The sequence below is a fragment of the Leisingera caerulea DSM 24564 genome, from assembly GCF_000473325.1.
Taxonomy (GTDB): Bacteria; Pseudomonadota; Alphaproteobacteria; order Rhodobacterales; family Rhodobacteraceae; genus Leisingera; species Leisingera caerulea.
Map to the genome: position 1 here is coordinate 1377710 of NZ_KI421513.1, position 12706 is coordinate 1390415.

Sequence of the window (12706 nt, forward strand, 5' to 3'; positions counted from 1 at the left end):
CTCCACCGGGAATTTCGACGGGCCGCGCGCCCGTTTTTTTGTGTTTGCAGGTTCGCGCCTGCCGCTCCAAGTGGAGGTCTGATGACCAACGACCTGATTGCCAAAGCTGCCATCGACCGGCGCCTGGCCGAGATCGTCACCCCGGTGATCGAGGATCTGGGCTATGAGCTGGTGCGAATCCGGCTGATGTCTGGTAAGTCGACAACGCTGCAGATCATGGCCGATAAGCCCAACGGCGGCATCGAGGTGGATGATTGCGCCGATATCTCGAATGCCGTCAGCGCGGTGCTGGACGTCGAGGACCCGATCATCGACGCCTATGCCCTGGAGGTCTCCAGCCCGGGCATTGACCGTCCGCTGACTCGGATGAAAGACTTCGAGATGTTCGAGGGCTACGAAGCCAAGCTCGAAACCGCCGAGATGGTCGGCGGCCGCCGCCGCTTCAAGGGCGAGCTGGCAGGCACCGAAGAAGACGAAGTCCTGATCAACATCGAGGATCAGGGCGAGACCGTGACCATCGGACTGAAGTTCGACTGGCTGAGCGATGCCAAGCTGGTTCTGACCGATGATCTGATCAAGGAAATGCTGCGTCAGCGCAAAGAGGCCGGGACGCTCAACGAAGACGCATTCGACGAAATCGAGACCGAAGAGTCCGAAGAGGAGAAAAAGTAATGGCTATCACCTCTGCAAACCAGCTGGAGCTGTTGCAAACCGCCGAGGCCGTGGCGCGCGAAAAGATGATCGACCCGGGGCTGGTGATCGAGGCGATGGAAGAGAGCCTCGCCCGTGCGGCCAAAAGCCGCTATGGCGCCGAGATGGATATCCGGGTGTCGATCGACCGCAAGACCGGCCGCGCCACCTTTACCCGCGTGCGCACCGTTGTGGCGGATGAGGAGCTGGAGAACTACCAGGCCGAAATGACCGTTGAGCAGGCGCGCCAGTACATGGCGAACCCCGAGGTGGGCCAGACCTATGTCGAGGAAGTGCCGCCGGTTGAAATGGGCCGGATCGCCGCCCAGTCGGCCAAGCAGGTGATCCTGCAGAAGGTCCGCGAAGCAGAGCGCGACCGCCAGTACGAAGAGTTCAAGGACCGCGCCGGCACCATCATCAACGGCCTGGTCAAGCGCGAGGAATACGGCAACGTCATCGTCGATGTGGGCGCTGGCGAAGCGATCCTGCGCCGCAACGAGAAGATCGGCCGTGAAAGCTACCGCCCGAACGACCGCGTGCGCTGCTACATCAAGGACGTGCGCCGCGAGCCGCGCGGCCCGCAGATCTTCCTGTCGCGCACCGCGCCGGAGTTCATGGCTGAACTGTTCAAGATGGAAGTGCCGGAAATCTATGACGGCATCATTGAGATCAAGGCGGTCGCCCGCGACCCCGGTTCGCGCGCCAAGATTGCTGTTGTCTCCTACGATGGCTCGATCGACCCGGTCGGCGCCTGTGTGGGTATGCGCGGCTCCCGCGTGCAGGCCGTCGTGAACGAGCTGCAGGGCGAGAAGATCGACATCATCCCGTGGAACGAAGATCAGCCGACCTTCCTGGTTAACGCGCTGCAGCCCGCGGAAGTCTCCAAGGTGGTGCTGGACGAGGAAGCTGGTAAGATCGAAGTTGTGGTGCCGGAAGAGCAGCTGTCGCTCGCCATCGGCCGCCGCGGTCAGAACGTGCGCCTGGCGTCGCAGCTGACCAACCTCGACATCGACATCATGACCGAGGAAGAAGAATCGGCCCGCCGCCAGAAGGAATTCGAGGCGCGCACGAAATTGTTCATGGAGACCCTTGATCTGGACGAGTTCTTTGCCCAGCTTCTGGTGTCTGAGGGCTTTACCAACCTGGAAGAGGTTGCCTATGTCGAGCTCGACGAACTGCTGGTCATTGACGGTGTTGACGAAGGCACCGCCGAAGAGCTGCAGGCGCGTGCCCGCGACTATCTGGAAGCCCAAGCCAAGGCAGCGCTGGATGCAGCCCGTGAGCTTGGCGCCGAGGATAGCCTGATCCAGTTCGAGGGCCTGACCCCGCAGATGGTCGAAGCGCTGGCCAAAGACGATGTGAAATCGCTGGAAGATTTCGCCACCTGCGCTGACTGGGAGCTGGCCGGCGGCTGGACCTCCGATGGCGGTGAGCGGGTCAAGGATGACGGCATCCTGGAGCCCTTCGGCGTGTCGCTGGAAGAGGCGCAGGACATGGTCATGACCGCGCGCATCATGCTGGGCTGGGTGGATCCGGCTGAGCTGGAAGCGGAAGCGGCGGAAGACGAAGACGCTGGCGAAGAGGAAAGCGAAGCCTGATCCCGGGCTTTGCAGAGGAGACCTGAATGACACGCGGCGGCGTTCAAAAAGACCGGTCCGAAGGCAGCGAGCGCAAGTGCATCGCAACCGGCGATACCGAGCCCAAACAGGGACTCATCCGTTTTGTGATGGGGCCCGAAGGCCAGGTCGTGCCCGATGTGATGGGCAAGCTGCCGGGCCGCGGCGTCTATGTGGCCTCCAGCCGCGCGGCGCTGGAAACCGCCGTCAAAAAGAAGCTGTTCGCCCGCGGCTTCAAATCGCAGGTCCAGGTCTCCGCCGGGCTTGCCGGAGAGGTGGAGGACCAGGTGGTCCGCCGCCTGGTCGGGCTGATCAGCCTGGCGCGCAAGTCGGGCGACGCGGTGGCCGGGTATGAAAAGGTCAAGGACTGGCTGGCCAAGGAACAGGCCCGGGTGCTGATCCAGGCCTCTGACGGGTCGGGCCGCGGAAAGTCGAAGCTGAGCACGCCCTACAAGGGCAAATTCATCGGCTGCCTCACGGCGGACGAGCTGGGAATGGCATTTGGGCGCCAAACTGTGATACATGCCGCCCTCGCCTCTGGCGGACTCAGCAAACGTGTTGTAGATGAGGCGCAACGACTGCAAGGTTTGCGCGAAATGGTGGGCGGCAGCGGCCGCACGGAAGGATAAGTAGCTTTATGAGCGATAGTGACGGCAAAAAGACACTGGGTCTGCGTGGGAGTTCCCGTCCGGGGAACGTGAAACAGAGTTTCAGCCATGGACGGACCAAGAATGTCGTAGTGGAAACCAAGCGCAAGCGCGTGGTGGTTCCCAAGCCGGGTGCGGCCAAAAGCGGCAGCGGTGCTGCACCGGCAGCGTCCGGATCCCGCCGGCCTGCCGGCATCAGCGACGCAGAGATGGAGCGCCGCCTGAAGGCGCTGCAGGCCGCCAAGGCCCGCGAGGCGGAAGAAACCGCGCAGCGTGAAGCCGAGGAAAAGGCCCGCGCCGAAGAGCGTGAGCGCCGCCGCGCCGAAGCGGAAGCCAAGGAACGCGAGCAGCGCGAAGCCGAAGAACGCGCCCGCCAGAAAGCCGAAGAGGAAGAGCGCAAGCGCGCCGAGGAAGCGGAGGCCGCCAAACGGGCTGCCGCTGCGCCTGCGCCTGCCCCCAAGGCAGAGCGTCCGGCACCGAACAAACCGGCTCCGGCTGCAACTCCGCGCAAGTCCGAGCGAGAGCGCGATCAGCGCCCGTCCCGCGGCAAGGGCCGTGACGACAACCGCCGCTCCGGCAAGCTGACGCTTGGCCAGGCTACTGGCGGCGAAGGCAACCGCCAGCGTTCGATGGCAGCAATGAAGCGCAAGCAAGAGCGTGCGCGCCAGAAGGCTATGGGCGGCTCGGTCGAGCGGGAAAAGGTTGTGCGCGATGTGCAGCTGCCGGAGACCATCGTGGTTTCCGAGCTGGCCAACCGTATGGCTGAACGCGTTGCCGATGTGGTGAAATCGCTCATGCAGATGGGTATGATGGTCACCCAGAACCAGTCGATCGACGCCGATACCGCCGAACTGATCATCGAGGAATTCGGCCACAAGGTGACCCGTGTCTCCGACGCCGACGTCGAGGACGTGATCAAGGAGGTCGAGGACAAGGACGAGGATCTGAAGCCGCGTCCGCCGGTCATCACCATCATGGGCCACGTCGACCACGGCAAGACCTCGCTGCTGGATGCAATCCGTGACGCCCGCGTTGTGGCTGGCGAAGCCGGCGGCATCACCCAGCACATCGGCGCCTATCAGGTGACGACCGAAAGCGGTACCGTGCTGAGCTTCCTGGATACCCCGGGCCACGCGGCCTTCACCTCGATGCGCTCGCGCGGTGCGCAGGTGACCGATATCGTGGTTCTGGTTGTCGCTGCGGACGACGCGGTGATGCCGCAGACCGTCGAGGCGATCAACCACGCCAAGGCGGCCGGAGTCCCGATGATTGTGGCGATCAACAAGATCGACAAGCCGGCTGCGGACCCGACCAAAGTGCGCACCGACTTGCTGCAGCACGAAGTTGTCGTGGAAGCCATGTCCGGCGAAGTGCAGGATGTGGAAGTTTCCGCCGTCACCGGTCAGGGCCTCGACGAGCTGCTGGAAGCCATTGCGCTGCAAGCGGAAATCCTGGAGCTGAAAGCCAACCCCGACCGCGCCGCACAAGGCGCCGTGATCGAGGCGCAGCTGGACGTGGGCCGCGGCCCCGTGGCCACCGTTCTGGTTCAGAACGGCACCCTGCGCCAGGGCGACATCTTTGTTGTGGGTGAGCAGTACGGCAAGGTCCGTGCGCTGATCAACGACAAGGGCGAGCGGGTTGAGGAAGCCGGTCCGTCGGTTCCGGTCGAAGTGCTGGGCCTGAATGGCACCCCGGAAGCGGGCGACGTTCTGAACGTCACCGAAACCGAAGCCCAGGCGCGCGAAATCGCCGAGTACCGCGAACAGGCGGCCAAGGACAAGCGCGCCGCAGCCGGTGCAGCGACCACGCTGGAGCAGCTGATGGCCAAGGCCAAGGAAGACGAGAACGTCTCCGAGCTGCCGATCCTGGTCAAGGCCGACGTGCAGGGCTCTGCCGAGGCCATCGTTCAGGCGATGGAAAAGATCGGTAACGAGGAGGTGCGCGTGCGCGTGCTGCACTCGGGCGTCGGTGCGATCACCGAAACCGATGTCGGCCTTGCCGAAGCCTCCGGTGCGCCGATCATGGGCTTCAACGTCCGTGCCAATGCCTCCGCCCGCAATACCGCGAACCAAAAGGGCGTGGAGATCCGCTACTATTCGGTGATCTATGACCTGGTGGATGATGTTAAGGCGGCCGCCTCCGGCCTGCTGTCGGCGGAGATCCGCGAGAACTTCATCGGCTATGCGCAGATCAAGGAAGTCTTCAAGGTCACCGGCGTTGGCAAGGTTGCCGGCTGTCTGGTCACCGAAGGCGTTGCCCGCCGCTCGGCCGGCGTGCGCCTGCTGCGCGACAACGTGGTGATCCACGAAGGCACGCTGAAGACCCTGAAGCGCTTCAAAGACGAAGTCGCCGAGGTTCAGTCCGGTCAGGAATGCGGTATGGCGTTCGAGAACTACGACGATATCCGTCCGAACGACGTGATCGAGATCTTCGAGCGCGAGGAAGTGACCCGCACCCTCGACTGATCAGTTTGCGATCCGGAAAGCGGAAAGGCCCTGGCGCAGATGCCGGGGCCTTTTTTATTGCGCGGGGCAGGTAAAGCCGGCGCCGGGAAGCTCGTGCAGCAGCTGACGAAGCGTCTGGGGTTCGGCGGCCGGCTCTTACTGGGGCTGGCGGCCGATCGTAACAGGCCCTTCGCTGCTGCATAGCCACAGTGCCCGTGTCGGCCTTTGAATGGAAGCTGGCGAAAGGACGGCCTTCCGTAGCAAACGGACAGGCGTCCTATCCTGAAAGTCAGGTTCCGCGACAGGCATTTCCTGGCAGAGAGCCTGTAAGGAAAAGGGCAGCTGATGTCAGCTGCCCCTTCTTTCTGCCTGACGTGCGTGAGTGGCGGCTCAGGCGGCTGGTGTCACTGGCTGACCCTGATAGGTCTTCGAGCCAACCCGCACCGCGATTCTCCCATCCGGGAGTGCCCGTATGAAGCTGCCTTGAACGAGGGAAAACTTGCCTACTGCGATTGTTCTAAGCATGGTCTGATCCCGCCTTTTTGCAATTCAGGGTAGTGGCTTGCTCCGTGTACTCATGCTTGCTGAGATTGATTAACAAAGCATTACCCATGCGGGCGGCAGCAGTTAAATGCCCGGTAAACCGCGGAAAACCGGACCTGCCGGGCAGTCTGGAGGACGGGGCCGGGCGTCTTACAGCCAGTCGCGCAGGATCGGGATCAGCGGGATATCGGCCGGCGGCATCGGAAAGTCGCGCAGGTCCTGCGGGCGCACCCATTTCAGGGTCTGGCCTTCCTTGGCTTGCGGAATGCCTTCCCACTTGCGGCAGGCAAACAGCGGCATCAGCAGGTGAAAATCCTCGTAAGAGTGGCTGGCAAAGGTCAGCGGCGCCAGGCAAGAGGCCCAAGTGCCGATCCCCAGCTCCTCATGCAGCTCGCGGATCAAAGCGGCTTCCGGCGTTTCGCCCGCCTCGATCTTGCCGCCGGGAAACTCCCACAGGCCCGCCATCGATTTCCCCTCGGGGCGCTGCGCCAGCAGAACCCTCCCATCCGCATCAATGAGCGCAACAGCCGATACCAGAACCGTTTTCATGACCGGTAATCCGCGTTGATTGAGATGTACTGATGGGTCAGATCGCAGGTCCAGACAGTGGCCTGGCCGCTGCCGAGGCCCAGATCCACCTTGATGGTGATCTCCTGCTTCTTCATCTCCGCCGCGCCCAGCTCTTCCTTGTAGCCGGGCGAGACCCAGCCCTTTTCCGCGACCAGAACATCACCAAAGGAGATCGACAGCAGGTCACGGTCCGCTGCGGCGCCGGACTTGCCGATCGCCATAACCACACGGCCCCAGTTCGGGTCCTCGCCGGCAATGGCGGTCTTCACCAGCGGCGAGTTGGCAATCGCCAGGCCGTGCACCTTGGCATCGGTGTCTGAGGCGGCACCGGTCACCTGGATTTCCACGAACTTGCTTGCACCTTCACCGTCGCGCACCACCTGGTGCGCCAGGTCCAGCATGACCCGTTCCAGCCCGGACGCAAACTCCGCGTTTCCGGTGGCATCCACGCCGGAGGCGCCCGTTGCGCACAGCATCAGGCTGTCGGAGGTGGAGGTGTCGCTGTCCACGGTGATGCAGTTGAAGGTCCGGTTGCAGATCTCTGCCAGCTGCGCCTGCAGCGCCGCCTGCTCCACCTTGGCGTCAGTAAAGATATAGACCAGCATCGTCGCCATGTCCGGCGCGATCATGCCGGAACCTTTGGCAATGCCGGCTATCTTGATGGTTTTGCCCTCAATCCCGACCGTGGCGCTGGCGCCTTTGGCAAAGGTGTCGGTGGTCATGATCGCCCTGGCGGCGCCTTCCAGCGCGGTTTCGTCCAAGGCATCGTTCAGCTCACTGATCTTCGCGACGATGCGGTCGTGCGGCAGCGGCTCGCCGATTACACCGGTAGACGCGGTAAAGACGCGCTCCGCCGGCAGGCCTGTTGCTGCGGCGACAGCAGAGGTGATCTCTGCCACCGAGGTTTGCCCGTGATGGCCGGTAAAGGCATTGGAGTTGCCCGAGTTCACCAGGATTGCCGCGCCGGCATCCGCGCCGCCGCCCAGCTTGGCCTGGCAGTCCCGCACCGGGGCCGACCGGGTCTTGGAGCGGGTGAACACCCCGGCAACAGTGGTGCCCGGATCCATCACCGCCAGCATCACATCTGTCCGGCCTTGGTACTTCACCCCGGCAGCGGCAGCGGCAAAGCGCACCCCTTTGACGACCGGCAGAGCGGGAAAGCTGGCAGGGGCCAGCGGCGAGACGGGCAGGGATTTCGCCATGATCAGTTCCTTACCAGGCTGAGGTCTTGGAGAATGGCCGGGTCCAGATCCTCGATTTCGGGCCGTTCGATCTCGGCCGCGGCGGTCAGTTCGTTGACGCGTGCCTCCACCGCCCTCTGGCGCAGTTCGCCGGCAATTTGCTCGCGCACTTCTTCGAACTCAGGGGCCTCGGTCTTGCGGCGCTCATGCAGCAGGATCACGTGCCAGCCGAACTGGGTCTGCACCGGAGCGGAGACCTCGCCAGAGCGCAGTTCCATCACCGCTTCTTCGAATTCCGGCACCATGCGGCCAGCGGTGAACCAGCCCAGATCGCCGCCGCTGGGGCCGGAGGGTCCAGTGGACTGCTCCTTGGCGAGGGTGGCAAAATCGGCGCCGTCGTCCAGCTCCTTGATGACGTCCAGCGCGTCCGCCTCGGTTTCAACCAGAATATGGGCGGCGTGGAATTCATCGCCGCCGTCGCCGGAGGAATACTTCTCGTCATAGGCCGCGCGCAGCGCCTCTTCGCCGCTGGCATTGTCCATTACCGTCTCAAGCACATCGGCCGCCAGCATCGCGCGCTCTTCGTTTTCGACCGACAGCTCCACGTAATGGGGCACCTCGCCATGCAGCTGCTGTTTCAGCGCCGTCTGCTGCACCAGCTGATCGAGGATCGCGTTAAACAGCACGTCATCCGGCAGCTGCTTGTACTGCGCCGGCAGGTTTTCGCGTGCCATGATCATATGGCCGATGGTGATTTCCTCGCCATTGACCGCGGCGACCACCGTGTTGGCATGCGGCGCGGCGACTGCCGCAAGCGGAAGCGCTGCGCAGGCCGCCACTGCCATACCGCACAGAAATGTGAGACCTTTACGCATAGAAACCTTCCTATTCTTTGGCCGCCGGGGGGCGTGCCGTTGACACTCCAAACCCTGCCGCTTACATCGCTTTGAGGCCATTGGCAGGACCGTCTTTCCACCTTTGTTTATGGGTTGCGGACACGGCGGGCAAGCCTGCCCGATGCAAAGGCCGGAGATAGGATCGCTGGAGAAAACATGCTTGGTTTCGGAACACTCGCCAAAAAGGTTTTCGGTACGCCGAACGACCGTAAGATCAAGGCGACACGGCCGCTGATCGCACAGATCAACGCGCTGGAGGATGAGTTCGCGAAGCTCAGCGATGACGGGCTGATCGGAAAGACCGAAGAACTGCGCAAGCGCGCCCTGGGCGGCGAAAGCCTGGACGCTCTGCTGCCGGAGGCCTTTGCCAACGTGCGCGAAGCGGCCAAGCGGGCCTTGGGTCTGCGCGCTTTTGATACCCAGCTGATGGGCGGCGTATTCCTGCACCAGGGCAACATCTCCGAGATGAAGACCGGCGAGGGCAAAACCCTCGTGGCGACTTTCCCGGCCTATCTGAACGCGCTGACCGGCAAGGGCGTGCATGTGGTCACCGTGAACGAATACCTGGCCAAGCGCGACAGCGAATGGATGGGCAAGGTGTTCGCCCAGCTTGGCATGACCACCGGCGTGATCTGGTCCGGCCAGGCCGACCCGGAAAAGCAGGCTGCCTATGGCTGCGACGTCACCTATGCCACCAACAACGAGCTGGGCTTTGATTACCTGCGCGACAACATGAAACCGTCGCTGGATCAGGTGTTCCAGAAGCAGCACAACTTTGCCATCGTCGACGAGGTGGACTCGATCCTGATCGACGAGGCCCGGACGCCGCTGATCATCTCCGGCCCGGCTGAAGACCGCTCGGAGCTCTATTCGACCATCGACAAGATTATCCCGCTCCTGTCGGAGGAGCACTATGAGATCGACGAGAAAACCCGCGGCGTGACTTTTACCGAGGACGGCAACGAGTATCTCGAGCAGACGCTGCGCGAGCATGGGCTGCTGGAAGAAGAGGCCTCGCTTTACGATCCGGAAAGCACCACTGTGGTGCACCACGTGAACCAGGCGCTGCGCGCGCACAAGCTGTTCCAGCGCGACAAGGATTACATCGTCCGCGACGGCCAGGTGGTGCTGATCGACGAATTCACCGGCCGCATGATGCCGGGCCGCCGCCTGTCCGAAGGGTTGCACCAGGCCATCGAGGCCAAGGAAGACGTGCAGATTCAGCCGGAAAACACCACCCTGGCGTCTGTGACTTTCCAGAACTACTTCCGCCTTTATGACAAGCTGTCGGGCATGACCGGCACCGCGATGACCGAGGCCGAAGAATTTGCCGAAATCTACAGCCTCGGCGTGGTCGAAGTGCCGACCAATCGCCCGATCGCTCGGGTCGACGAAGACGATCAGGTCTACCGTACCGCCCGCGAGAAATACGAGGCGATGATCAAGGAGGCCAAAAAGGCGCATGAAAAGGGCCAGCCGGTTCTCCTGGGCACCACCTCGATCGAGAAATCCGAACTGCTGAGCCAGTTGCTCGAGAAGGAAGGCATCCAGCACAACGTGCTGAACGCCCGCCACCACGAGCAGGAAGCGCAGATCGTTGCCGATGCCGGCCGCTTCGGCGCGGTGACCATCGCCACCAACATGGCCGGCCGCGGCACTGACATTCAGCTGGGCGGCAACGTCGAGTTGAAGGTGCTGGAGGCGCTGGAGGCAAACCCAGAGGCCGACCCGGCCGAGCTGCGCGCGGCTGAGGAAGCCAAGCACGCCGAAGAAAAGCAGAAGGTTCTCGACGCCGGCGGCCTGTTTGTGATGGCGTCGGAGCGCCACGAAAGCCGCCGCATCGACAACCAGCTACGCGGCCGCTCCGGCCGTCAGGGCGACCCGGGCCGCACCCGCTTTTACCTCAGCCTCGAAGACGACCTGATGCGCATCTTCGGCTCCGAGCGGCTGGACAAGCTGCTGTCGTCGCTGGGCATGAAGGAGGGCGAGGCGATCATTCACCCCTGGGTGAACAAGTCGCTGGAACGCGCCCAGGCCAAGGTTGAGGGCCGCAACTTCGACATGCGCAAGAACGTGCTGAAGTTCGACGACGTGATGAACGACCAGCGCAAGGTGATCTTCAGCCAGCGCCGCGAGATCATGGCGGCGGAAGACCTGTCCGAGATCGTCGATGACATGCGCCACGAGGTGATCGACGACCTGCTCGACACTCACATGCCACCCAAGACCTATGCCGACCAGTGGGACACCGCGGGCCTGCAGGAACAGGTGCGCGAAATGCTGGGCGTCGAGGTGCCGGTGGCCGAATGGGCTGCCGAGGAAGGCGTCGATGACGAACAGATCCGCGAGCGCCTGGTGGAAGCCTCCGACAAGCTGATGGCGGAAAAGGCCGAAGCCTTTGGCCCGGAAAACATGCGCAACATCGAAAAGCAGGTGCTGCTGCAGACCATCGACAAGAAATGGCGCGAACACCTGCTGACGCTGGAGCATCTGCGCTCTGTGGTCGGTTTCCGCGGCTATGCGCAGCGCGATCCGCTGAACGAGTACAAGAACGAAAGCTTCCAGCTGTTTGAAAGCATGCTCGACTCCCTGCGGGAGGAAGTGTCCCAGCAGCTGAGCCGGGTGCGTCCGATGACCGAGGAAGAGCAGCAGCAGATGCTGATGGAAATGGCAGCCCGGCAGGCCGCGATGCAGAAGATGGCGGCCGAGCCTGCCCCTGCTGAAGCCGCGGCAGAAGACCCCGCACCGGGGTTTGTCGAAGATGACCCCTCCACTTGGGGCAACCCGTCGCGAAACGACAAATGCCCGTGCGGTTCCGGCAAAAAGTTCAAGCACTGCCACGGCAGCCTCGCCTGACCGCATGGTATGAATTCTCAGGTTCCTGCCCAAAGCCGGAGCCTGCCACCCGGCCGCGGAAGGGGGATCTCCCGCCCGTCGCCGGTCTTTAATAACAAAGACCGCGTCCGTTGGGCGTGGCGCTGCGCAGCGCGCAGCGCCACGCCCAAGTCTGCCAGGGAGGCTCTGGCGCAGCCAGGGCTCCCGCAGGCGCGGGAGATCCCCCTTGGCTGTTTTCCTTCGCTCTGTTTCCCGCTGCGTAACAAAGAAGGCGGAATTGCCGCATTCGCCGGATTCTCTCCCGTTTGAGGCCACAAACCGGCCGGCATTGTCAGGCAAGCATTCTTAACCATTCAGGTTCAGGAGGATCCCATGCTGAGCAAACAGGTGATGCTGACAAGTGCAATGACACTGGCGTGCGCATTGGGCATCGGATTCTATATGCAGGCTTCAAGCCCCCGCTGGGCGGGTGAGCCGGAGGCCGCTGCCGATCCTCAGCTGCCGGCCGAACCCGGGCCGGCGGAGCTGAAAATCGAGAATATAATGCTGACCTCCCTCCCGGCGGACCCGGCACCTGCGGGGGCCGATCCGCAACCGGCCCCTGCCGCGCAATCGGACGCCTGCAGTGTGACAGCGTCGGCGATGGCCGCCCCCGCGGCTATGGTTAGTCTCACAGTTTCCGCGCCGTGCCATGGCGGCGAGCGCTTGACCGTGCATCACAGCGGTATGACCTTCACGGCGGCACTGGACCGGACCGGGCACTATGCGGCGCAGGTCCCGGCCCTCACTCGGACTGCGGTTTTCATCGCCGAAACTGCAAGCGGCGGCGGGGCGGTTGCCGTTGCCGAAGTGGCGGATGCGGAGACGACGGAACGGGTGGTTCTGCAATGGAGCGGCCACAGCGGCCTTGAAATTCACGCGCGGGAATTCGGCGCGGCGTATGGCAGCGCCGGACATGTCTGGAACGGCGCCGCGCCCGGCGCGGGTGCCGGGCAGGTGGTCCGCCTCGGCGATGCCGGCCTGCTGGCACCGCGGATTGCCGAAATCTACAGTTTGCCGGCCGGCCAGCCGGACCGCTCTGGCACCGTTTCCCTGACCGCCGAAGCCGAGGTGACGGGCCTCAACTGCGGCCGCGACGTGTCTGCCCAGGCGCTGCAGCTGAGCGGCGGACGGCTCAGCAGCCGGGATCTGGTGATTGCAATGCCGGAATGCGATGCCCAGGGCAGTTTTCTGGTGTTGAATAATCTGGTGGAAGACCTGAAAATCGCCTCCAACTGATTTGCG

General features: G+C 63.3%; 9 protein-coding genes. 6 read left to right on the forward strand and 3 right to left on the reverse strand.

The window, feature by feature from the left end; genetic code table 11:
- Positions 1–81 precede the first annotated feature (81 nt).
- Genes rimP through infB form a run of 4 tightly spaced genes read left to right on the forward strand, consistent with a single transcriptional unit; the run spans position 82 to position 5418 of the window.
- Positions 82–672: a ribosome maturation factor RimP gene (gene rimP, locus CAER_RS0114120; RefSeq protein ID WP_027235967.1), complete on the forward strand. Its 591-nt coding sequence runs from the start codon at positions 82–84 to the stop codon at positions 670–672.
- A complete protein-coding gene (gene nusA, locus CAER_RS0114125; protein ID WP_027235968.1) occupies positions 672–2288 on the forward strand; it encodes a transcription termination factor NusA in 1617 nt (538 codons plus the stop codon). The genes rimP and nusA overlap by 1 nt, the downstream gene beginning before the upstream one ends.
- Positions 2289–2314: 26 nt before the next feature.
- On the forward strand, positions 2315–2935 hold the full coding sequence (locus CAER_RS0114130; protein WP_027235969.1) for an RNA-binding protein: 621 nt from the start codon (positions 2315–2317) through the stop codon (positions 2933–2935).
- A gap of 8 nt (positions 2936–2943) precedes the next feature.
- Positions 2944–5418 (forward strand): translation initiation factor IF-2, encoded by a 2475-nt coding sequence (gene infB, locus CAER_RS0114135; RefSeq protein WP_027235970.1) that lies wholly within the window; start codon positions 2944–2946, stop codon positions 5416–5418.
- A gap of 672 nt (positions 5419–6090) precedes the next feature.
- Here the strand turns inward: infB and mutT are convergent.
- From mutT to CAER_RS0114155, 3 genes are read right to left on the reverse strand one after another with little or no spacing between them, the layout of a single operon-like run.
- Complete coding sequence (mutT, locus tag CAER_RS0114145; protein WP_027235971.1) at positions 6091–6489, reverse strand: 8-oxo-dGTP diphosphatase MutT; 399 nt, start codon at positions 6487–6489, stop codon at positions 6091–6093.
- The gene (gene argJ, locus CAER_RS0114150) at positions 6486–7712 is read right to left on the reverse strand and encodes a bifunctional glutamate N-acetyltransferase/amino-acid acetyltransferase ArgJ (protein WP_027235972.1); all 1227 of its coding nucleotides are present in this window, start codon (positions 7710–7712) and stop codon (positions 6486–6488) included. Before argJ ends, mutT begins: the two co-directional genes overlap by 4 nt.
- Positions 7713–7714: 2 nt before the next feature.
- Complete coding sequence (locus tag CAER_RS0114155; RefSeq protein ID WP_027235973.1) at positions 7715–8566, reverse strand: peptidylprolyl isomerase; 852 nt, start codon at positions 8564–8566, stop codon at positions 7715–7717.
- A 177-nt stretch (positions 8567–8743) separates the two neighbouring features.
- Between CAER_RS0114155 and secA the strand changes: the two genes are divergently transcribed.
- Together secA and CAER_RS0114165 are read left to right on the forward strand one after the other, a co-directional pair.
- Positions 8744–11443 carry a preprotein translocase subunit SecA gene (gene secA, locus CAER_RS0114160; RefSeq protein WP_027235974.1) on the forward strand — a complete coding sequence of 900 codons (2700 nt, stop codon included), beginning with the start codon at positions 8744–8746 and terminating at the stop codon, positions 11441–11443.
- Positions 11444–11794: 351 nt separating this feature from the next.
- A complete protein-coding gene (locus CAER_RS0114165; protein WP_027235975.1) occupies positions 11795–12700 on the forward strand; it encodes a hypothetical protein in 906 nt (301 codons plus the stop codon).
- The last annotated feature ends 6 nt before the right edge of the window (positions 12701–12706 follow it).